We start from the raw sequence: 21,343 nt of genomic DNA on the forward strand, positions 1-21,343 counted from the left end.
TGAGTGGGAGATGCGTGACGCCGCTAGGTCCGGCAGAAAGCGCTGGGCGCTCAGCAACTGGGACCTGCGCTGGAAGGTTACGGCGGTGCTCGCCGTGCCGCTGGCGGTCGCGGTCGGACTCGGCGTGTCCAAGATTTCGTCCGAGTGGAGCGAGGCCAACAGGCTGGCTTCGGCCGCCGACAACGTCGAGGTCATTCCGGTCGTTACCGGTCTGAGTGCCGCGACCTCGACGGTCGCGGGTTCCCAGGTCATCAACATCGGTGGCCGGTCGCTGGTGACCGAGGAAAACCTGGTCGACCTCGACAAGGCCATTGCCGAGACCGAGCAGGCGATCGGCGCACTCGCCGACCTGCCGAGTGCGCAGCAGCCGCTGCAGGAGATGCTCGACCAGGCCAAGCAAGTGCGCACGCTGGGCCTGTCCCCGACGTCGCTGCCGCCGCTCGAGGCGCGTGATCAGATCGACCGCTACCGCAGCAACGGTGTCGAGGCCGTCGAGCAGATCGTGGCGCAGGTCAGTGATCCGCAGATCGATGCGGCGAAGCTGCGCCTGGTCGACGCGCTGAACATGCGCTCCACCATGCTCGGTGAGGTCGTCGGTCTTGCGGTGTACCTGCAGGACCGCGAAGTGGGCACCCAGACCTATCTCGTCGCCACCAATACCGAACGTGCGCTGCTCGCCCTGCTCGCCGAGCGCTTCCCCGCCGACGACCGCAACATCAACGACCTGCGCCAAGGCATCGAAGCCCGTGAAGGCATGCTCACCGGGCCTGCGGCCGAATCCGGGCAGCTGCCGCTCGGCGAGGCTCGCCAGTCGATCCTGTCCAGCCTCGATACCACCGAGGCGCTGGTCGCGTTCTCGACCGACGACATCGTCGGCGGTGTGCGCGACCTCGCCGATACGGCCCGGTCCGACGCCATCATGTACAGCATCGTGGTGCTGCTGACCATCCTCGCCGCACTGCTGCTCGCGGTGTTCGTCGCACGGTCGATGATCGTGCCGCTGCACCGCCTGCGCCTGGCCGCGCTGCGCGTCGCCGAGAGCGACCTGCCGCACGAGGTGGCCCAGCTGCGTAACGGCGCTTCGCCCGAGCAGGTGCCGCTGGAGCCGATGCCGATCCGCTCCGAGGAGGAGATCGGTCAGCTGGCCCGCGCCGTCGACGACATCCACGGTCAGGCGCTGCGCCTGGCCAGTGATCAGGCGCAGATGCGTACCCAGGTCAACGACATGTTCGAGACCCTGGCTCGCCGCTCCAAGTCGCTGGTCGATCATCAGCTCACGCTGATCGAGGCGATGGAGTACGACGAGAAGGACCCGCGTCTGCTGGAGAACCTCTTCCGGCTGGACCATCTCGCCGCCCGTATGCGCCGAAACGGCGACAACCTGCTGATTCTGGCCGGTACCAAACAGCGCCGCTCCAAGTCAGCGCCGGTCGAGATCGCCGACGTGCTGCGTGCCGCGATCTCCGAGGTCGAGGACTACGAGCGGGTCAAGCTGGGTGCCACCCCGCGTGGTTCGCTGAAGGAACCGTCCGCCTCCGACCTCGCGCATCTGTTCGCCGAGCTGCTCGACAACGCGCTGCGTGCCTCGCCGCCAGAAACAGATGTGAAGTTCACCTTCGCCCAGGCGCACGACCAGGGCCTGCTGATCGAGGTCGCCGACCGCGGTATCGGCATGCCGCCGACCGAGATGGCCGAGATCAACCGCAGGCTCGAGACCACCGCCGAGCCCGGTCCGGATACCGCCCGCCACATGGGTCTGTTCGTGGTCGGCCGGTTGGCCGAGCGGCACGGACTCACCGTGCGGCTGCGCCCCACCTTCGATACCGCGCGCGACCCGGGCGTCACCGTCACGGTGCACGTGCCGGTCGGCCTGATCGTCCCCGACAAGAACGGTTCCGGTCCCCTGGTACCGCAGCCGTCTCCGGCTCCGGCCGCCGAGCCGCAGCGGCCGTCGGCTCCGTCGTCGATGCAGATGCGCTCGGTCAGCCGCACCCCCGGCGGCAACATGATGGTCACCGTCGATCCCGGCGTGAGTGGTCCGATTCCGGCCGGTGCCGAGGATCGTGCTGCGGCGGCGAACGCGGCGGCAGGCCCGGCCACCCCGGGGGGTGGACTGCCGCAGCGGCAGCCCGGCTCGGCGATGGCCTCGGGTCTGCGCGGTGAAGCCGAGCAGTCCGGTGCCACACTTCGACCCGCACCGGGTCAGCAGGGCACCGGCCCGCAGCGCGGCAAGCTCGCGGCGGCGAGCATGCCCAAGCGCAATGTCGTCCCCGGCGGTCCCGTACCGCCGCGTCCGGGTGGCCCGCAGGCCGAGCGGCCCGTCGCTGCTCCGCCGTCGCGCGATCCGAACGGCGGTCTTCCGCAGCGTCAGCCCGGCACGAACGGTGTGTCGCAGCCGACCGGTGGTCTCCCGCAGCGGGAGCCCGGCGCCGGTGGCGTACCCCAGCGTGAGGCGAACGGCGGCCTGCCGCAGCGCGGCCCGAGTGGGCTGCCGCAGCGTGAGTCTGCCGCGGGTGGTCTGCCGCAGCGTCAGCCGGGTCAGGCCGGACCGGGTGGATTGCCGCAGCGTGAGCCCGGCCAGAGCGGTCTGGCACCACGTGACGCGGGTCCGAGTGGTCTGCCGCAGCGTGAGCCGTCCACGGGTGGTTTGCCGCAGCGTGACGCGGGTCCGAGTGGGCTGCCGCAGCGTGAGCCGTCCACGGGTGGTTTGCCCCAGCGTGACGCGGGTCCGAGTGGCCTACCGCAGCGTGAGCCCACCGCCGGTGGTCTGCCGCAGCGTGAAGCAGGCCCGAACGGCTTGCCGCAGCGTGAGCCGTCGGCCGGTGGTCTGCCCCAGCGTGAGCCAGGCCAGAATGGTCCGGCGCCGCGTGAGGCGGGTCCGAGTGGTCTGCCGCAGCGTGAGCCCGGTCAGTCCGGCCTACCGCAGCGTCAGCCCGCGGCGGATCGGTCCGGCGAGATCGAAGCCGTCGGTGGCCTGGCCAACGGCAGCGCGCAGCCGGGGCTACCGCCCCGTCGCCCGGATGTCACCCAGCGTCACACGGAGCTACCCCAGCGTCAGATGGATCTACCCCAGCGTTCGACCGAACTACCGCAGCGCCAGACCGACCTGCCCCAGCGCGCGAGCGGCCCAGGCGGGCTGCCGCAGCGTCAGCCGGGTGGCAACGGCCTGCCGCAACGGGTCGAGAACGCACCGGGCGTCGCACTGCCGCAGCGGGACAACGATGTGGCCCAGCCCGTCGCGAGTGGCGAGCACGCGGAGTCGAACGGCCTCGGTGACGCCGGACGCGATCGGGGCAGGCACAGCTACCGTGCCAACCCGGAGCGGACCGCCTCGTTCTTCCAGACCCGGTTGCAGCCGGCCGAGGAGAGCGGCGACCCGATAATGGGCGGAACGCCGATCTTCGCCGAAATGATGTCGGCCTGGCTGTCGGATCCGAATGCGGACCGATCCCAAGCGGCCGCCTCCTTCGAATCACCGGGTGACGAAGGCTGGCAGGCTGCCCAGCGGGCCAGCGAAGCCAAGCCCACTGCAACAACGGCAGCCGGTCTGCCGCAGCGTAATCCGGGCGGACGACTCGTGCCCGGCGCCGTCAGCGGCGCCGTGGATCGGGCACCGAGTCGCGATCCCGAAACGATCCGGTCCAGCTTGAGTCGTCACCAGCAGGGCGTCCGGGATGGCCGCGCAATGAAGGCAATGAACCTAACCGGAGACAAAGGAGACCGATGAACCCCGATCTAGGTGGTAGTGGTACGAACCGTCAGCTGGATTGGCTGGTTTCGAACTTCGCCAACGAGGTTCCTGGCGTAGCCCATGCCGTGCTGGTCTCGGCGGACGGTCTGCTGATGGCCGCGAGCGCGCAGCTCCCGGTCGATCGTGCCGAACAGCTATCGGCCGTCACCGCGGGGCTCGCCAGCCTCTCGGTGGGTGTGTCGAATCTGTTCGAGGGCGGCACCGTGCTGCAGTCGGTAGTCGAGATGGAACACGGCTACCTACTGCTCATGGCTGTCGGCGACGGCTCGTATCTGGCGGTCCTGACCAACACCTCGTGTGATATCGGTCAGGTCGGCTACGAGATGGCGTTGTTGGTCGAGCGTGTTGGCCAGACAGTTCAGGCCACTCCACGCGTCACGATGGGTTCCTGATGGTGGGATGGACATAGAAGATCATCGTGTGGGGAGCACCGAGCCGAGCCTGGTTCGCCCGTATTCGCTGACCGCGGGTCGTACGCGGCCCGCGGTCGAGCTCGCGCTGGAGGCCCTCGTCGCATCGCATCCGGTCGCCCCTGAGCGGCAGTTCGAACTGACCAACATCGAAACGTCCATCGTGGAGTTGTGCAGAGAATCGCCGTCCGTGGCTGAACTTGCGGCTCGATTGGGTATACCCATCGGGGTGGCGCGCGTGCTCGTGGCAGATCTCATCGAAGCGGGGCACGTGCGCGTTTCCGCCACATTGAAAGACGACTCCAGCGACGATGAACGTCGCGAGCTGATCGAAAGGGTTCTCAGTGGACTCCGGCGTATTTGATTCGACGGCGCAGGTCGATACCCGTACTGCCAAGCCGACTTCGGCCAAGATCGTGGTCGCGGGTGGTTTCGGTGTGGGCAAAACGACATTGGTCGGCGCCGTCTCGGAGATCGTTCCGCTGCGCACCGAAGCGTTGGTCACCAACGCGAGTGCCGGAATCGATAACCTGACCGGCATTCCGATGAAGTCCACCACCACGGTGGCCATGGACTTCGGCCGAATCAGTCTCGCGGACGACCTGGTGCTGTACCTGTTCGGTACGCCGGGCCAGTACCGGTTCTGGTTCATGTGGGACGACCTGATCAAAGGCGCTATCGGCGCCGTCGTGCTGGTCGATACCCGCAGGCTCGAGGACAGCTTCGCGGCCGTCGACTATTTCGAAGCGCGCAACCTACCCTTCCTGGTGGCGCTCAACGAATTCGACGACGCGCCGCGGTACCCGATCGAGGACATCCGGCAGGCGCTTGCCGTCTCCGGTGATGTGCCGATCATGTCCATCGACGCCCGTCGCCGTGAGCCGGCCAAGCAGGCGCTGGTCGCGCTCACCGAGTACGCCTTGCGCAAGGTGATGCAGGGCTATTGATCGGCCCCGGCGGGCAGCAAGCCAGCGGTTCGGCGGTAGGCGTCGGCGCGGGATCGGGGAGGATCTGCGCCGCCGATCTACTCGAGGCGTTGCTCGATCCGGGCTCGTTCCATAGCTGGGACCGACCGCCACTGGCGGTGAGCATGTCCTCGCGATACCGCGATGAGTTGCGCGTTGCGGCCGAGCGGGCGGGTACGGATGAATCGGTGTGCACCGGCGAAGGACTGTTGCGCGGCCGCCGTGTGGCTGTGATCGCCTGCGAATTCGGTTTTCTCGCGGGGTCCGTCGGCGTGGCGGCGGCCGAACGGATCGTGACCGCAGTCGAGCGGGCCACCGAACTCGGTCTACCGCTGATCGCTTCGCCGACCTCCGGCGGTACCCGGATGCAAGAGGGCACCGTCGCCTTCGTGCAGATGGTCAAGATCGCCGGGGCGGTCGCCGCACACAAGGCAGCAGGCCACCCCTACCTGGTGTATCTGCGCGACCCCACTATGGGCGGGGTGTTCGCGTCCTGGGGTTCGCTTGGCCATATGACCTTCGCTCAGCCCGGCGCCATGATCGGCTTCCTCGGGCCCCGGGTGTACCAGGCCCTCTACGACCGCCCGTTTCCCAGCGGTGTGCAGACCGCCGAGAATCTGTACCGGCACGGCGTCATCGACGGTGTGGTCGGTCTCTCCGTATTCCGTCGCATCGCTCACCGGGCCTTGAGCGTGCTCAGTGGGGTACCGGATGAGGATGCGGCCTCACCGGCGGCAGCGGACATCCGCGCAGTGTCGGCCCAGGTCCGGTTCACCTCGGGCGCCGGAGCGAACTCGCCCGATCGCACGGCAGCTGAGGGACGAGCCGAGCCGACTTCGGGCGATGCCGAGGTGCCCTCAGGTGGTGAGGCGCACGATGTCGAGGACGCCCCCAGAAATCCTGCGTGGCAGTCGGTTCTGAGCTCGCGCCGCACAGACCGTCCCGGATTACGTGAGCTGTTACGTCATGTGACCCAACGGGTTCCGCTCAGCGGCACCGGTCAGGGCGAAACCGACCGGACCGTGGTGCTTGCATTGGCGCGTTTCCGCGGCCACCCGTGCGTGGTGTTCGGTCACGACCGGGCGGGTCAGGTGGGGGAGAACACCATGGGCCCGGCCGCATTGCGGGAGGCTCGGCGCAGTATGCAGCTCGCTCAGGAGTTGCGGCTGCCGCTGGTGCTGGTGATCGACACGGTCGGTGCGGCCCTGTCGAAGGAGGCCGAGGAACGCGGTCTCGCTCCCGAAATCGCCCACTGTATCTCCGATCTCGTCACTCTGGATACCCCGACAATCTCTGTTCTGCTCGGCCAGGGCACCGGCGGTGGTGCACTCGCCCTGCTACCGGCGGACCGGGTCCTTGCCGCAACGCACGGCTGGCTCGCCCCGCTGCCGCCCGAAGGCGCCAGCGCGATCGTCCACCGCGATACCGCGCACGCTCCAGAACTGGCGCAGTCCCAGGGAATTCGCGCCGCAGACCTGCACGCATCCGGCATCGTCGACCGCATCGTCGACGAAAACCCGGACGCGGCAGACGAACCCATCGAATTCGCCCGCCGCATGGTCGTGGCCATCGCCACCGAACTGGCCGGGCTGCGCGCCACACCGGTCACCGAGCTGTTTGCCACCCGACACCTCCGCTACCGCCGGCTCGGCCTCCCGCGCACGGCGGGCTGAGCGTCTGACGCCCGGCGCCTCGGCTCGGGGGAGTGTCCTGCCGATGCCCGCCGTCCGTCGCGAGAGCCCCGCACACCGAGACACGTACCGCCTGCTCGTTGACCATGCGGCTCGGCGCTTCTACCTTCGAAACGGTGACCTTCAGAAGCGAGACCAGCGCAGTTCCCTCGATCGTGCTGAACGACGGGAACGTGATCCCGCAGCTCGGGTTCGGGGTGTTCCAAGTTCCGGCCGATGATGTCTTTCCCGTGGTCACGGCCGCTTTGGAGGCCGGATACCGCAGTATCGACACCGCGGCGATCTACGGCAACGAGGAGGGAACCGGCCGGGCCATCCGCCAGTTCGGCCTCCCGCGTGACGAGGTTTACGTCACGACGAAGCTGTGGAACTCCGAACAGGGCTACGACTCCACGCTGCGCGCCTTCGACGCCAGCATGGAACGCCTCGGCCTGGACTATCTCGACCTGTATCTGATCCACTGGCCCGCGCCGTCGGCAGATCGCTTCGTCGACACCTACAAGGCCTTCAAGGCGCTCGAGGCCGACGGCCGGGTGCGCTCGATCGGAGTGTCGAATTTCCGGGTCCCGGATCTGGAGCGGCTGATCGGGGAGACCGGCCAGATCCCCGCGGTCAACCAGATCGAACTCCACCCCCGGCTCACCCAGCGTGAGCTACGCGAATACCACGCCGAGCATGCGATCGCGACCGAAGCGTGGAGCCCGCTCGGCCAGGGCACCCTGCTCGACCACCCGGTGATCACCGAGATCGCCGCCGCGGTGGAGCACACACCCGCTCAGGTGATCATCCGCTGGCACCTGCAGCTGGGCAATATCGTCATCCCGAAGTCGGTGACGCCATCGCGGATCGTGTCGAACTTCGACGTCTTCGGGCTCGAACTGTCCGGCGAGCAGATGGCCGCGATCAGCGCACTCGACGACGGCGGTCGCATCGGCCCTGATCCGTCGACGTTCGCCGCTGGTCTGGACTAGCGGTCCGGCAGCCCACCCGCGTCAGCGGCCGCCCACACCCAGGTGCTCGGTGAGTTCGACCGCGGCCGCCCGCCCGGCCCGATTCGCGCCGATGGTGCTCGCCGACGGTCCGTACCCGATGAGGTGGATGCGCGGGTCGACGGCGACCTGGGTGGCCAGCCGTCCGGTCATGGTGATGCCGCCGCCCGGCCCGCGCAGCCGCAGCGGCGCGAGGTGGTCGAGTGCGCTGCGGAAGCCGGTTGCCCACAGGATGACCTGCGCGGGCTGGAAGGTGCCGTCGGCCCAGCGCACTCCCTCGGGTTCGATGTGATCGAACATCGGCAGGCGGTTCAGCGCGCCGCGATCGCGTGCGGCGCGCAGCCGGTCATCGAGTGGGAGGCCGGTCACCGAGACCACCGAACCCGGCGGCAGACCTCGCCGTACCCGCTCTTCCACGATGGCGACCGCGCGCCTGCCCTCGTCCTCGACGAAAGGGGTCTCTCGAAACCGCGGTTCCGTTCGAGTCACCCACGTGGTCGTCGTGACCTGGGAGATCTCGTCCAGCAACTGCACCGCTGAGATGCCCCCACCCACAACGACCACGTGCTTGCCCGCGAACTCCGCGGCCGAGTGATAGTCGCGGGTGTGCAGCTGACGCCCGGCGAAGGTCTCCGAGCCCCGATAGCGCGGGATGAACGGGCGCTCCCAGGTGCCGGTGCCGTTGATCAGACCGCGGACCCGAATGGTGCCTGCGGAATCGGTCTCGACGTGCAGCAGCCCGTCGCGCTCGGCACCATCGGCCGGGTTCGAAGCTTCGCTGTGGTGATCCGAACCGTCGCCCGCCGGCCCGTGCTCTCGGCGGTCGCAGACCACAGTGACCCGCACTTGCCGCTGCACCCGCAGGTCGAACCGCTTTTCATAGAGCTCGTAATAGTGCGGGACCGCAGTGGCCGCAGGCGCCGATTCCGATCCGGGCGGCAGTTTCTCGGCGAATGACATCCCTGGCAGATCGTGCACCCGATTCACCGTGGTCAGCGTGAGCGACGGCCAACGGAACTGCCAGGCGCCTCCGGGGCCGGGCGCATGATCGACGATCAGGAAGTCTTTTTCCGGGACCAGCCCGCGCCTGCGCAGGTGATAACCCGCCGACAATCCGGCTTGGCCGGCACCGATGACGAGGATCGGGTAGTCCGCGGTGATCGGGTCGGAGTCGGCGTCGCCGGGTGTTGTCGTGTGGTCGGGCAGCACAGCTCTCGATGCTATGCGCACCTGCATTGGCGGTCGGCCCTGCGCGATCGCCGGGCGGGCTGCGGGGTGTGCTCGCAGACACCTTCGCGCCGGCTGCGGCGGCTGCGGACGGGATGTTCCTCGGGAATGCGCCGGGCCTGCGATCCGCCGGCAGCGCCGGCACCTACCGCTCGCACCACTGTGACCACGCACGTTCGCGCCGTCGCGGGTCTGTGTCAGCTCCTGTGGCAGCATGAACTCAACAGTCGGATTTCGTTCAGCTGGGGAGGAAGAATGCTCGGTGTCAGCCGCGATGGTGATGTCGTCACCATCGAACTACAGCGCGAGGACCGTCGGAATGCTCTGAACTTCGAGCTGGTCACCCAGCTGCGTGATGCGGTGCTCGATGCCGCCGAGCAGGCGCGGGTCATCGTGCTCACCGGACGCGGGCCGATCTTCAGCGCGGGCGCCGATCTGGGCGGGGTGTACGCCGAGGATTTCCTCGGTGCTCTGCTGGAGATGCTGCACACCATCGAGTCGGCGCCGATTCCGGTGATCTCGGCGATCAACGGCGCCGCGATCGGCGCGGGCGTGCAGCTGTCACTGGCCTCAGACCTGCGGGTTCTCGCCCCGGACTCCTACATCGCCATTCCGGCGGCCAAGCTCGGCATTACCGTCGATCGGTGGACCACGCGGCGGCTGGTATCGCTGATCGGCGGCGGACCGGCCCGCACCATGCTGCTCGGCGCGGAGCCGATTTCGGCGGCCGACGCCTACGGCTTCGGTTTCGCCAACCGGCTCGGCACCCTCGCCGACGCGCAGGCCTGGGCCAAGTCCATCGCGGAACTGGCGCCGCTGTCGCTACGGCATCTGAAACTGGTGCTCAACGACGACGGCACCCGTGAGCCGGATAACGCCCAGCAGCGCGAGGCGTTGGAAGCTGCCTGGACCAGCGCCGACGCCCAGGAGGGCCGCCTGGCCAGGCAAGAGAAGCGCGCAGCGAAGTTCACGGGGCGATGATGCGCATGCGACGGATCGCGACAGGAGCGGCGGGCGCACTCGGCATCACCTGGGTGGCGCGGGCGCTGTGGGGCCTGCCCTCGGCGATGGGCGCCTCGATCTCGGCGATCCAGCCGTACGCGACCGGGGCCACCAGCTACCGCAACCGTCAGTTCCACAACACCGAGCCCAGTAGCCAGATCACGCCGGGTGCGGCGCCGTCGCTGCTGCGCTCATTTCTCACCCAGCGCAATGCCGGTCGCCCGGGCAAGCCGGTGCCGCTGGTGGAGCCGCAGCTTCCCGCGGAGGCGGCCGATCTCGCCGTCACCTGGTTCGGGCACGCGACCGCATTGATCGAGGTCGACGGCTACCGCATCCTCACCGATCCGGTGTGGAGCGAGCGGGTGTCGCCGTCACCGCTGGTGGGTCCCGCACGGTTGCATCCGGTGCCCGCGCCGCTATCGGAGCTGCCGCCGGTGGACGCGGTGATCATCTCCCACGACCACTACGACCATCTCGACGCCGCCACCGTGCGCGCGCTGGTGGCCGGGCAGAGTGCCCCGTTCGTGGTGCCCGTCGGTATCGGCGCGCATCTGCGGCACTGGGGTGTGCCCGATCATCGGATCGTCGAATTGGACTGGGGCGGTTCGATTTCCCTGTCCGCGCTAGGACGTGATCGCCACGGTACGGATCTGACGATCACCTGTGTGGAAGCCCGGCACTTCTCCGGCCGTGGTCTGGTCCGCAACACAACGCTGTGGGCGTCGTGGTCGCTGGCAGGCCCCACCCGGCGCGCCTACTTCGGTGGCGACACCGGGTATACCAAGGCCTTCGCCGAAGCGGGCGCGAAACTCGGTCCGTTCGATCTGACGCTGTTGCCGATCGGCGCCTACGACGAGCGCTGGACCGATGTGCATATGAACCCGGAAGAGGCGGTGCGCGCCCACGCCGATCTGTGCGTCGGCGATCCGGGCCACGGCCTGCTGGTGCCGATCCACTGGGCGACGTTCAACCTGGCCTTCCACGGGTGGTCGGAGCCGGTGCAACGGATGGTGACAGCGGCTCGTGCGGCGGGCACCATCGTCGCGGTTCCCAAGCCGGGCGAGCGTCTGGATCCCGATGACCTGCCGTCCGGGCAGTTGTGGTGGAAAGATATCGGGTGAACACCTCATCGAAGGCACAGGGAAGGACGTAGGGCATATGAGCTTGATGGACACCTTGAAGGGCCTGGTCGGCAAGGGTCAGGACGCCGCTGCCAAGAATGCGGACAAGATCAATCAAGCCATCGACAAGGGTGGCGACTTCATTGATCAGAAGACGAAGGGCAAGTACTCCGACAAGATCGAGAAGGGCAAGGAAGCGGCCAAGAAGGCCGTTCCCCCGGAGCAGCCCGGTCAGCCGGGTCAGCAGCCGGGCCCCGGCCCGCAGGCCTGAGTAGCCTTCCCAGCCGAGACCGCCCGCAGGGCATGATCGTCCGCAGGCCGCCCGCGGCGGGGACCAGTTGAACGCCGGTCCCCGCCGCAGGGTCGCGGACAACGGGTTGCGCCGCAGCTTCCGAGACGCGGCGGGACGACCTGATATCGAGATAGAACTGAGCAACCTCGACAAGGTGCTGTACCCGGACTCCGGGACCACCAAAGGCGAGGTCATCGCCTATTACACGGCGATCGCACCCGCGATGCTGCCGCACGTCGCCGGACGTCCGGTCACCAGGAAACGCTGGCCCAACGGTGTCACCGAATCCTCGTTCTTCGAGAAGAATCTCGCCGCGCACGCACCCGACTGGCTGGCGCGGCGGTCGATGCGTCATTCCGACCGCACCGTCACCTATCCGCTGATTGATTCCGAGGCCGGTCTGGCCTGGCTGGGGCAGCAGGCCTCCTTGGAAGTCCATGTGCCGCAATGGCGTTTCGACGGTGACGAGATGGGTCCGGCGACCAGATTGGTCTTCGACCTCGATCCTGGCCCCGGCGCCGGGCTGGCCGAATGCGCGACGGTGGCTCTCGAAGTGCGGGATATGGTCGCGGGCATCGGCTTGCGAGCGTTTCCGGTCACCAGCGGTAGCAAGGGAATTCACCTGTATGTGCCGCTGGATCGGGTGCTCAGCCCCGGCGGTGCTTCCACGGTTGCCAAACAGGTCGCCACCAATCTGGAGAAGATGCATCCGGAACTGGTCACCGCGACGATGGCGAAGAAGGTGCGCGCGGGCAAGGTTTTCCTGGACTGGAGCCAGAACAATCCGGCCAAGACCACCATCGCGCCGTACTCCATGCGCGGGCGCGTCGAACCGAATGTGGCCGCGCCGCGTAGTTGGGCCGAGATCGAGGACCGGGAATCGCTGCGTCATCTGCGATTCGACGAAGTCCTGGCCCGATACCAAGCCGACGGCGATCTGCTGGCCGAACTCGATCCGCCGCTCACCCATCAGGATTCATCGCGTCCGGATGCGCTGACCGTCTACCGATCGATGCGTGACCCCTCCCGCACACCGGAGCCCGTTCCCGCGCAACCGCCGACCCCGGGGCCGGGGAATCGGTATGTCATCCAGGAACATCACGCGCGCAGACTGCATTGGGATGTGCGGCTCGAACGTGACGGTGTGCTGGTGTCCTGGGCGGTGCCGAAGGGGCCGCCGACGAATACCAAGGACAACCGCCTCGCCGTGCACACCGAGGACCATCCGATGGAGTACCTGGATTTCCACGGTTCCATCCCCAAGGGCGAGTACGGCGGCGGGGAGATGACGATCTGGGACTCGGGTACCTACGAGGCCGAGAAGTGGCGCGACGACGAGGTGATCGTTGTGCTGCGGGGTGAGCGGTTGCAGGGCCGGTACGCGCTGATCCGCACCGGTGGCAAGAACTGGTTGATGCATCTGATGAAGGAGCAGGTGGGAGAGGGTGACGGGGCGACTACCGGCGGCGCAGACCTGCCCCGTGGACTGTCGCCCATGCTCGCGACCTCCGGCGAAGTCACCGGCTTGGACCCGAAGGAATGGGTCTTCGAGACGAAATGGGACGGCTACCGGCTGATCGTCGAATTCGACCACGGCACACCGACACTGCGCAGCCGCGCGGGCAATATCGTCACCGACCGCTATCCGAAGGTTGCCGCCCTAGCCGAAGAATTGTCCGAGCATCGGGTGGTGCTCGACGGCGAGGCGGTGGTATTCGATCCGAACGGCGTCGCCAATCTCGCCTTACTGCAAGCCAATACCCGCCGTGCGGAGTTGGTCGCCTTCGATCTGCTCTACCTCGACGGCACCTCGCTGCTGCGCAAACGCTACAGCGATCGACGGCAGGTCCTGGAGGCGCTGGCCGCGGCCGTGCCCGCACTGTCTGTTCCGGCGCAGATGGCGGGTACCGGCGCCGAAGCGCTGGAACTCAGCCGCGAGGAAGGCACCGAAGGCGTCGTGGCGAAGCGCAGGGACTCGGTCTATCTGCCGGGCAAACGCGGCCATTCCTGGGTCAAACAACGCAATTGGCGTACCCAGGAGGTGCTGGTCGGTGGCTGGCGGGGCAGCGAAGCGAGGCCTTTCTCGTCGCTGCTGGTCGGCATTCCCGACGGCGGCAAACTGGTGTACGTCGGCCGGGTCGGCACCGGTTTCAGCGATGAAGAACTGCGCGCGCTGTCGGCAAGACTGCACCGGCACCGCCGCAAAACCACCCCCTTCGTCAACGAGATGTCGCGTGAGGAAACCAGGAACGCCACCTGGGTGACCCCGGAACTGACCGGCACCGTGCGCTTCATGAACTGGACCGACAGTGGACGGCTCTGGCATCCGGCGTGGTTGGGCCGGACCAACTGAGTTCTTCCGGCATGGTGGTCAGCAGCCGGAGGGGCAGCCTGCGTCACCTCGCAGGGCGTCCGATCATGCCGAACTAGCACGGCAACAATTGAGCAAACCGGCGCCGAATATGGTGCAATCGCTTCTGTCGTATCCGGGCGAGCGCCGTGAGCGCGGGTACGGTGATCGCGATTCGAACGCGGCTCGACACCGAGGAGTGCACGTGGATTTCAAGAACCTGGCCGGTAAGGCGATGGACCTGGCGGCGAAGAACGCCGACAAGGTCGACACCGTCATCGACAAGGCCGGAGACATCGTCGACCAGAAGACCGGCGGCAAGTTCGCCGACAAGGTCGACACCGCGCAGGAAGCCGCGAAGAACGCGGTGCGCAAGCAGGGCTGAATCAGTCGGCGCATCGCCGGAATCCTGTGTGCCGAGGGCGAATTCTTCGGCCGGGATTCCGTGTCTGTGAACGGAACTGGGCCGATCGCGTCGACTGCGATCGGCCCAGTGTCGTATTCCGTTCCGGTAGGTCAGTTCCTGCCGGTCTGGTCCATCCACTTGGTGGAACCCGGTGGGGCGTTCAGTGTGTTGATGAGGTCGATACCCGCGATGAGCAGGGCGGGACCACCCACAACCAGGGTGCCGATGATGCTTCCGACGCCCGCGGCCAGCGGAACCGTTGCGAAGCCGAACGCTCCGCCAAGGAAACCGATGAGTCCGACTGCTGCGCCGATTGCCAGACCGACGAAACCGCCGATCGCCGTGGCGATCCCGAACTGAGCCAAGAACGCATCCTGTGCCCGCTGGTTCTCCTCGAGCGAGGCAACAGGAGTCACCTGAACCGGACGAGCCCGCGTGAAGTCCTTGACCGCCGTCAATTCGAGCACTCGTCCGTCATCGCGCACCATGTGCGGCATCGGGAACTCCAGCCCGTCCTGCCGGAAGGCCAACGGCATGCTGATCGCCGTATTGCCCGCGGAGTCCTTGACATTCACCGTATTGCCGGCGACTTCGAACGTACCCCCGGTCAGTGTGGTGATAATTCGGTCGCCGACCAGCTTCGCCTCGTACCCGATATCGGGTACGAGGGCCGCGGCCGGCTGCGCATGTGTTGTGCCTGCGCCGACCACGATGGCAGCCGCTACCGGCACCACCAGCGCGGCGATTTTACGGAAGATCATTCTGTTGTTCCCATCTTCATCAGGTTCCCTACCGAACGCTCCGCGCGCTGTGGAACTTCCCCGCCCCGCGCACGAAGCTTGTGATCAAGTGGACAGCTCTCCTGCACGCCACGTTACAACCGGAGGCTGGTTTGATACGACGGATTGCGGGTAAACCGAAAGGTTTGGGTCAGTACCAAACCTGCCGCCCGTTATAGCGCAAAGCTATTGGGAACCTGATGAAGCGGGAAGCCTACGAGTCCTTGCCGAGCGCGTCGGCGATCGCCTGGTCCTGACCCTCCAGCGAACTGGCTGTAGTGGTCGCACCCGAACCCATGGCCGACAGCGTGGTGCTGAGGATCTCGACCGCTTTGAGTGCCTTTTCGGCGCCGGGGGTGTAGTTGCCTGCGAAGCTTTCGCCGATCTCGTCGGCGCCCCAGCATTCGCCCTCGGCGTCCAGCGCGGCCTTCAGGGTGCTCAGGGCATCGGCCACCTGGGTGGACAGGCTCTGGAACCCCGGCTCGGTGGCCTTGATCGCTTCCGGATCAGCCTTCAAGGTACTCATGCCTCCACCTCGCCAGCGCTCGGCTCCAGCATGAGTACTTGGGTAGCTGTGTTCATCGTTCGCTCGCTTCGCTCACTCATCAACGACCCTCGAGGTAGCTGCGGTTGCGGTAGTACTCGTCCTCGTCGTCATCGTCGAGCGGAGCTTGCGACGCCGATGGCGGCGGCGGCGTCGTGTCCTGCATGGCGGGCGGTTCCGGGATCAGCTTGTCGACCAGATCGCGGATGCTCGGCGCACCGGGCACCAGATCCGGCAGATCGGGCATACCGTCGGCGGCGGCCTCTATCGGCGCGAACGCCTGCTGCGATACCTGCACGCCCTCACGGGCGGCGGCCTGCACTGCCTCGGTGATCGAGCGGCCGAGCCGTTCGGGGTTGGAGCGTTTGAATGCCTCGGGTTCGATATGCACATCGAGCGGAATGCCTGCGGCATTGCTCGTCACCCGGACGAGATTATCCGACGACCACGCGGTGACCTGCGCGGTGGCGATCCGCTGCTGCGCGGCGGCCAGATCCTGGCGCTGCCGTTCGAAGGTCTCCAGCATGTCGCCGACCTGCGCGCGCAACGCGTCGTTGCGGGAGCGCATGGCTTCCCGGTCGTCATTCATCGCCTACCCCTGTTCCGAGACTCGGTCCGTATACCCATTTCGACGCGGCGGGCCTGCGTTCGGTTCCATCGATTTCGCGGGTGCCGTGATCCGGGCCGATCCGACCACCAGTGTGTCACAACAACAGCAAGTCGATCATGACGGAACCGACGCCCACCGCGACGACGACGAGCAGCGCGACCGCGTCCCAGCGGCCGGGCGAGGCCGGGTTGGCGGTGAGCTGTCCGGTGCCACCGCGTGCCGTGATCGCCTCACCCAATTCGCCTGCGCGCCGGGTGGATACCGCCATCGCGGCGGTCAGGATGTCGATGAGCCCGTTGTCGGCGGCCCGGTGCAGCAGATCGTCCTTGGGGCGCAGCCGTCGCGCGGCGTGCAGGACCCGGATCTCCTCGATCAGCAACGGCAGACCGCGCAATGTCAATGCGACGACCACGGCCCACTCGTCCACCGGAACGCGCAGTTTGCGCAGGGGCGCGCCGAGCTTTGCCAGTGCGGGTGCGATCTCGCTCATCGGGGTGGTCCAGGCGATGAGGAACGATGCGGCCACCAGGATCAGGCTGAACACCAGGACTTGAGCGAATCGTAGGACCGCCGCCCCGCCGACCGGCAGATTGACCAGCGCGCCGACAGCGGCCAGCCCCCAGAACCACCACGGCAGGCGCGGCAGCGTGCCGAGTGGCAGCCGGGCGATGATGCCGACAAATACCAGGAACACGGTCATGATGCCGAGGACCGGCCAGGTCGGCCAGAACATCAGCAGCACGCTGATCAGGAAGACACCGATCATCTTGGTTCCGGCCCACAGTCGATGGATCGGGCTCGCCACCGGGACCTGTCGCAACAGCACGATGCTCATGGCCGGCCTCCCTGCTCGATCCGCCACGCGGCGCCGGGTAGCGGCGATGTGCCGGGCTGCGCGGTTCTGGCGTGCTGTGCGGCCGGCTCGGAGGCCGCGCCCGGTTCGTTCGCGTGCACCGATTCGGCGATCCGGCCGTCGCGCAGGTGCACCGTCCGGTCGCAGATGGCGGCGACGTCGTCGACATCGTGCGAGATGACGATGAGCGTGAGCCCCGAATCGCGCAGGCGGGCGAGCAGGTCGACGATATCGGCGCGGCCCTCCGGGTCCAGTCCGGCCAGCGGCTCGTCCAGCACCACCACCTGTGGTCTGCTGGCCACGATCGCCGCAAGCACGACCCGTTTTGCCTGCCCGCCGCTGAGTTCCTCGATCGACCGTGCTGCCAGCGAGCGGTCGAGCCCCACGGCGTCCAGGGCGCGCCCGACCGCGCCGGACCCGGTGGCCCGCCCACCCCAGTCGGCGATCTCTTCGCCGACGGTCTGGCGCTGCAGCTGCAACCGGGAGTGCTGGAATGCCAGCGCCACCCGGCCGATCTGGGAGCTGACCGGTTTCCCGGAGAGCTCGCAGTGCCCTTTGCTCGGCTTGATCAACCCGGCCATGATCCAGGCCAGGGTGGATTTACCAGAGCCATTGCCACCGACGACGAGCAGCGCCTCACCGCGGCGGACCGACAGGTCCACACCGTGCAGCGCCGGTGCCTGCCACGGCGTACCCCGGTTGTAGGTGTGGCGGATATCGCGCAAGTTCATGATCGGCTCACCCATCGGGCGGCGGCGCGGATCGTGGCCCGGTTTCGGCCAGGCGGGCAGTCGATCCACCGCGCGTCCCCCGGACAGGTGCACAACCCGGTCGGCGGCGGCCGCGTCGGCTTCGTGGTGGGTGACCAGGACGACGGCCATCCGGTGCCGTTTGGGCAGCTCGGCCAGCAACGCGACCAGCTCCCGGCGGCCGTCGGGGTCGATCATCGAGGTGGCCTCGTCGGCGATCAGCAGCGCGGGTCGGCGGGCCAATGCGGCCGCGACAGCGAGGCGCTGCTGCTGACCACCGGACAGGGCGGCGGTTTCACGCTCGCCCATGCCGTCGAGGCCGACCTCGCTCAGCAGGCCGTCGACGTCGACCTGCTCGGCGAGGATGGCAGGCAGGCCCCAGACGACGTCATCGGCGACCAGCACGCCGAGGGTCTGGCTCTCCGGTCGTTGCAGCACCAGTGCGGTGCCGCCGAGGTGCCCGAGTCCAGCGGAGCCGGGCCGCTCCACGCTGCCGGTGGACGGTGGCAGTCCGGCGAGCAGGCGGGTCAGGGTGGATTTGCCGGAGCCGTTGTGGCCGACGACGGCGACGAATTCGCCGACATCGACGGTGAGATCGATCCCGGTCAGCGCCTCGGTGCCCGCGCCCGGATACCGATATCCCGCCGCGCGCATGCTCACCGGCAGCGGTGCCACCGGCCGGTTGTCGACGGGAGCGTCGAGCCGATCGCTACCCGGCAGCCAGTCCAGCCGATCCAGGACCGAGCCCAGAACGAACCAGGAGATGAGGGCGGTGAGCATCGTGCCGAACAGCACGCCGCCGGCGATATAGATCCACCAGAAGCGCAGCACCACATCGGTCAGCTCGGCGACGCCGTTGCCGAGCGGTTCCAGTTGCGGCGCCCGCCCGGCGAGATCCTTCACACCTTCGGAGGTATTGCGGATAGTGTCGAACAGCAGGTTGCGTGAGGTGGAGAACAGCAGCAGGAAGCCGACCGAGAAGGCGCCCCACGCCAGACCGGCGATCAGCGATAACCCGAAGACGGCGACGATGCCGCCACGTCTGCGTTTGACCCCGCCGATGATCCCGCCGATGGTGGCCGAGGCCGCCATGCCCATGGCAGGAAGCAACCCGGCCGCGACGAAGGTGACCAGCGCCGCCGCGACGGTCGTGGTGGCCACGGTCCGGAAGCGGTAGCGATGTGCCAGCAGACCCATCGGCACCGCGGCGACCAGCTGCAAGGCGGCCGCGAGTGGCACGACCGAACCGATCGTCACCAGCCCGACGGTGACGCCGCCGAGGACCGCGCCGGTGGCCAGCTCGATCGGCCGTAGCGGGCCGCGGTCGGCGCGCTCGGCCGATTCGGTGGACACATCACTCACGGCACAAGTCTGCCAGCCCGACACGAAGGTGTTGCATCCATGCGCATGTACGCATATGTTGTCAGGTGTGGGACATGATCATTCGCATGGGATAGCGCCGGAGAGCGCGTCCGGGAAATATCTGGGCCGGCTGGGGCTGGCGCTGGCCATCGGCATCGGGTTCATGCTGGTCGAGTTCACCTTCGCATTCGCGACCGGTTCGCTCGCACTGCTGTCGGACGCCGCGCACATGCTCACCGACGTCGTCGGCATAGGCATGGCCCTCTCTGCGATCCTGCTGGCCCGACGCAGCCGCCCCACCTATACCCGCACCTTCGGCTATTACCGGGCCGAGGTGATCGCGGCCCTGGCCAATGCGGTGCTGTTGTTCCTGGTGGCGGGCTATGTGCTCTACGAGGCGCTCATGCGCATCGGTGAACCGCCGGAGGTGCCGGGGTGGCCGGTGCTGATCGTCGGCGTGGTCGGTCTGCTGGCAAATATCGCGTCGTTCCTGCTGCTGCGCAGCGGCGCCAAGGAGAGCCTGAACGTGCGCGGCGCCTACCTAGAGGTGTTCGCCGACATGATCGGATCCGTCGGCGTGCTGCTGTCGGCGGCGATCACCCTCACCACCGGCTGGCGCTATGCGGACATGATCATCGGTGTCGCGATCGGCCTGTGGGTGCTGCCGCGGACGTACGTGCTGGCCAAGCGCTCGCTGCGGATCCTGTTCCAGCACAGCCCGGAGGAACTCGACGTCGAGCAGGTCGCCGCCGAGCTGGGCGCGGTCGACGGGGTGGCGGACGTGCATGATCTGCACGTGTGGACGCTCACCTCCGGTATGGAGGTCGCCTCCGCACACATCACCACCGCCGAGGGTGCCAGTGGGGATCACGTGCTGCTGGCCGCCCAGCATCTGCTGGCGGAGCGCTTCCACATCAGCCACGCCACACTTCAGGTGGAAACATCCGATTCCGCGCGCCGTTGCGCAGAGCTGTCCTGGTAATCGACACTTTCGGCCATACTGACTGCATGGTGGACAGTCCGGTACGTGATTGGGACTTCCCGCGCGGTGTGGCCAGCGTGGCGCTGCTCGCCGGTTACGCCGGCGAGCACGGTGTTCCGGTGGAACGGATGCTCGACGGCACCGCGCTCACCGAGCGGCTACTACGTGACCCCGACGCCCAGATCGACGCGCGCACCGAACTGACGGTGGTCCGCAATCTGGTCCGTGCGCTGCCGGACCGGCCCGCCCTCGGGGTGGAGGTCGGTCGGCGCTACCGGATCACCACCTTCGGCATCTTCGGCTTCGCCTGCATCAGCAGTCCGACGCTGGGGGAGGCCATCGCGTTCGCACTGCGCTACCTGGATCTGAGTTTCACCTTCTGCCTGCCGGTGGCCGAGATGCTCGACGACGAGTTCGTGGGCTGGATCCACGCCGAATCGGTGCCCGCCGATGTGCGCCAGTTCCTCATCGAACGTGATGTGACGGCGATGCATCAGGTGATGAGCGATCTGGTCGGCAGGCATATGCCGTTGACCAGAGCCGAATTCACCTTCCCCGAACCGCCCTACGCCGACCGCATCGCCGAGGTGACGGTGGTCCGCCCACGCTTCGACCGCCCGCACAACCTCTTCGCGCTCGACCCCCTCACCCTCGACCAACCGCTACCGCAGGCCAACGAGCACACCCTCGCCATCTGCCTGGCCCAATGCCGAGACCTGGTGCACCGCCGCCGCGCCCGCACCGGTATCGCCGCCGAGGTCAGATCCCGACTGGTCCCACACGGCGGCGCCGACGGTTTGGCCGGCCCACCCGGAATCGACTCAGTGGCACGGGATCTGAACATGAGCACCCGCACACTGCGCCGCCACCTCGACGCCGCGGGTACCAGCTACCGCGCCCTCCTCGACGAAATGCGCCGAGCGCTTGCTGAGGAAATGCTCAGCACCACACCGCTTTCAGTGAGTGATGTGGCGATTCGGTTGGGATACGCGGAAGCGTCGACGTTCATTTATGCGTTCAAGAGGTGGACGGGGACAACGCCTGCCGCTTACCGCAGGTCGCGGGATCGGGTGCTGAGTTAGCGAAACTGCGGCTCAACGTAGGTGCCATGGAGTGAACCATCTCGAAATCTCTATCGACTGTGTAGGGTCTTGAAAGTCGTGGCGGACCGCCCGCTGACTGACCTGGCCGTTTCCGGCTTGTCTCACGCCGTGGCGGACGTTGCCAGTCTCGATTCGATGGCATTTCCTCATGCTTCGT

At 67.5% G+C, this 21,343-nt stretch carries 19 protein-coding genes; 13 read left to right on the plus strand and 6 right to left on the minus strand.

Features of this window, described 5'->3' with window-relative positions; all coding sequences use genetic code 11:
• The first annotated feature begins 10 nt into the window (after window positions 1–10).
• The 6 genes from ACFXNW_RS05140 to ACFXNW_RS05165 all read left to right on the plus strand — a co-directional run bounded on the left by ACFXNW_RS05140 (window position 11) and on the right by ACFXNW_RS05165 (window position 7,788).
• Window positions 11–3,727, plus strand: a complete 3,717-nt coding sequence (locus tag ACFXNW_RS05140; RefSeq protein ID WP_379415977.1) for an ATP-binding protein — start codon at window positions 11–13, stop codon at window positions 3,725–3,727.
• Window positions 3,724–4,143: a roadblock/LC7 domain-containing protein gene (locus tag ACFXNW_RS05145; RefSeq protein ID WP_036533017.1), complete on the plus strand. Its 420-nt coding sequence runs from the start codon at window positions 3,724–3,726 to the stop codon at window positions 4,141–4,143. The genes ACFXNW_RS05140 and ACFXNW_RS05145 overlap by 4 nt, the downstream gene beginning before the upstream one ends.
• A 7-nt stretch (window positions 4,144–4,150) precedes the next feature.
• A complete protein-coding gene (locus ACFXNW_RS05150; RefSeq protein ID WP_379415978.1) occupies window positions 4,151–4,525 on the plus strand; it encodes a DUF742 domain-containing protein in 375 nt (124 codons plus the stop codon).
• Complete coding sequence (locus tag ACFXNW_RS05155) at window positions 4,506–5,108, plus strand: ATP/GTP-binding protein (RefSeq protein WP_379415980.1); 603 nt, start codon at window positions 4,506–4,508, stop codon at window positions 5,106–5,108. The genes ACFXNW_RS05150 and ACFXNW_RS05155 overlap by 20 nt, the downstream gene beginning before the upstream one ends.
• A complete protein-coding gene (locus ACFXNW_RS05160) occupies window positions 5,108–6,799 on the plus strand; it encodes a carboxyl transferase domain-containing protein (protein ID WP_379416307.1) in 1,692 nt (563 codons plus the stop codon). Before ACFXNW_RS05155 ends, ACFXNW_RS05160 begins: the two co-directional genes overlap by 1 nt.
• A 134-nt stretch (window positions 6,800–6,933) precedes the next feature.
• Entirely contained in the window at window positions 6,934–7,788 is an 855-nt protein-coding gene (locus tag ACFXNW_RS05165; protein ID WP_379415982.1) for an aldo/keto reductase, read from the plus strand.
• Window positions 7,789–7,809: 21 nt separating this feature from the next.
• Here the strand turns inward: ACFXNW_RS05165 and ACFXNW_RS05170 are convergent, their stop codons facing one another.
• Window positions 7,810–9,015 (minus strand): NAD(P)-binding domain-containing protein, encoded by a 1,206-nt coding sequence (locus tag ACFXNW_RS05170; RefSeq protein ID WP_379415983.1) that lies wholly within the window; start codon window positions 9,013–9,015, stop codon window positions 7,810–7,812.
• 273 nt (window positions 9,016–9,288) lie between these two features.
• Between ACFXNW_RS05170 and ACFXNW_RS05175 the strand changes: the two genes are divergently transcribed.
• The 5 genes from ACFXNW_RS05175 (at window position 9,289) to ACFXNW_RS05195 (ending at window position 14,183) form a co-directional block, all read left to right on the plus strand.
• Entirely contained in the window at window positions 9,289–10,014 is a 726-nt protein-coding gene (locus ACFXNW_RS05175) for an enoyl-CoA hydratase (protein WP_379415985.1), read from the plus strand.
• Entirely contained in the window at window positions 10,014–11,156 is a 1,143-nt protein-coding gene (locus ACFXNW_RS05180) for an MBL fold metallo-hydrolase (RefSeq protein WP_379416309.1), read from the plus strand. Before ACFXNW_RS05175 ends, ACFXNW_RS05180 begins: the two co-directional genes overlap by 1 nt.
• 37 nt (window positions 11,157–11,193) lie before the next feature.
• A complete protein-coding gene (locus ACFXNW_RS05185) occupies window positions 11,194–11,427 on the plus strand; it encodes an antitoxin (protein WP_379415987.1) in 234 nt (77 codons plus the stop codon).
• A gap of 67 nt (window positions 11,428–11,494) precedes the next feature.
• Window positions 11,495–13,801 carry an ATP-dependent DNA ligase gene (locus tag ACFXNW_RS05190; protein ID WP_379415988.1) on the plus strand — a complete coding sequence of 769 codons (2,307 nt, stop codon included), beginning with the start codon at window positions 11,495–11,497 and terminating at the stop codon, window positions 13,799–13,801.
• 202 nt (window positions 13,802–14,003) lie between these two features.
• Window positions 14,004–14,183, plus strand: coding sequence for an antitoxin (locus ACFXNW_RS05195; RefSeq protein ID WP_280234876.1), 180 nt, complete (start codon window positions 14,004–14,006; stop codon window positions 14,181–14,183).
• Window positions 14,184–14,314: 131 nt separating this feature from the next.
• On the opposite strand, the gene ACFXNW_RS05200 is transcribed toward ACFXNW_RS05195, so the two are convergent.
• From ACFXNW_RS05200 to ACFXNW_RS05220, 5 genes are all read right to left on the minus strand, one after another.
• Window positions 14,315–14,965, minus strand: coding sequence for an ammonium transporter (locus ACFXNW_RS05200; RefSeq protein WP_379415989.1), 651 nt, complete (start codon window positions 14,963–14,965; stop codon window positions 14,315–14,317).
• Window positions 14,966–15,197: 232 nt separating this feature from the next.
• Complete coding sequence (locus tag ACFXNW_RS05205; protein ID WP_379415991.1) at window positions 15,198–15,509, minus strand: WXG100 family type VII secretion target; 312 nt, start codon at window positions 15,507–15,509, stop codon at window positions 15,198–15,200.
• Between the two features lie 79 nt (window positions 15,510–15,588).
• Window positions 15,589–16,116, minus strand: a complete 528-nt coding sequence (locus ACFXNW_RS05210) for a YbaB/EbfC family nucleoid-associated protein (RefSeq protein WP_379415992.1) — start codon at window positions 16,114–16,116, stop codon at window positions 15,589–15,591.
• A gap of 115 nt (window positions 16,117–16,231) precedes the next feature.
• Window positions 16,232–16,972 carry an energy-coupling factor transporter transmembrane component T family protein gene (locus ACFXNW_RS05215; RefSeq protein WP_379415993.1) on the minus strand — a complete coding sequence of 247 codons (741 nt, stop codon included), beginning with the start codon at window positions 16,970–16,972 and terminating at the stop codon, window positions 16,232–16,234.
• Complete coding sequence (locus ACFXNW_RS05220; RefSeq protein ID WP_379415994.1) at window positions 16,969–19,101, minus strand: ATP-binding cassette domain-containing protein; 2,133 nt, start codon at window positions 19,099–19,101, stop codon at window positions 16,969–16,971. Before ACFXNW_RS05220 ends, ACFXNW_RS05215 begins: the two co-directional genes overlap by 4 nt.
• 67 nt (window positions 19,102–19,168) lie before the next feature.
• Between ACFXNW_RS05220 and ACFXNW_RS05225 the strand changes: the two genes are divergently transcribed.
• Window positions 19,169–20,083, plus strand: coding sequence for a cation diffusion facilitator family transporter (locus ACFXNW_RS05225; protein WP_379415996.1), 915 nt, complete (start codon window positions 19,169–19,171; stop codon window positions 20,081–20,083).
• A gap of 26 nt (window positions 20,084–20,109) precedes the next feature.
• Complete coding sequence (locus ACFXNW_RS05230) at window positions 20,110–21,165, plus strand: AraC family transcriptional regulator (protein ID WP_379415997.1); 1,056 nt, start codon at window positions 20,110–20,112, stop codon at window positions 21,163–21,165.
• Window positions 21,166–21,343: the final 178 nt, after the last annotated feature.

This window comes from Nocardia sp. NPDC059180, from assembly GCF_042754945.1.
In the GTDB taxonomy this organism is placed as follows: Bacteria; Actinomycetota; Actinomycetes; order Mycobacteriales; family Mycobacteriaceae; genus Nocardia.

Excerpts from the sequence above, each read along its gene's own strand:
- ACFXNW_RS05140 (WP_379415977.1), top strand. The coding sequence starts at position 11 with ATGCGTGACGCCGCTAGGTCCGGCAGAAAGCGCTGGGCGCTCAGCAAC.
- ACFXNW_RS05145 (WP_036533017.1), top strand. The coding sequence starts at position 3,724 with ATGAACCCCGATCTAGGTGGTAGTGGTACGAACCGTCAGCTGGATTGG.
- ACFXNW_RS05150 (WP_379415978.1), top strand. The coding sequence starts at position 4,151 with ATGGACATAGAAGATCATCGTGTGGGGAGCACCGAGCCGAGCCTGGTT.
- ACFXNW_RS05175 (WP_379415985.1), top strand. The coding sequence starts at position 9,289 with ATGCTCGGTGTCAGCCGCGATGGTGATGTCGTCACCATCGAACTACAG.
- ACFXNW_RS05180 (WP_379416309.1), top strand. The coding sequence starts at position 10,014 with ATGCGCATGCGACGGATCGCGACAGGAGCGGCGGGCGCACTCGGCATC.
- ACFXNW_RS05185 (WP_379415987.1), top strand. The coding sequence starts at position 11,194 with ATGAGCTTGATGGACACCTTGAAGGGCCTGGTCGGCAAGGGTCAGGAC.
- ACFXNW_RS05200 (WP_379415989.1), bottom strand. The coding sequence starts at position 14,965 with ATGATCTTCCGTAAAATCGCCGCGCTGGTGGTGCCGGTAGCGGCTGCC.
- ACFXNW_RS05205 (WP_379415991.1), bottom strand. The coding sequence starts at position 15,509 with ATGAGTACCTTGAAGGCTGATCCGGAAGCGATCAAGGCCACCGAGCCG.
- ACFXNW_RS05210 (WP_379415992.1), bottom strand. The coding sequence starts at position 16,116 with ATGAATGACGACCGGGAAGCCATGCGCTCCCGCAACGACGCGTTGCGC.
- ACFXNW_RS05215 (WP_379415993.1), bottom strand. The coding sequence starts at position 16,972 with ATGAGCATCGTGCTGTTGCGACAGGTCCCGGTGGCGAGCCCGATCCAT.
- ACFXNW_RS05230 (WP_379415997.1), top strand. The coding sequence starts at position 20,110 with ATGGTGGACAGTCCGGTACGTGATTGGGACTTCCCGCGCGGTGTGGCC.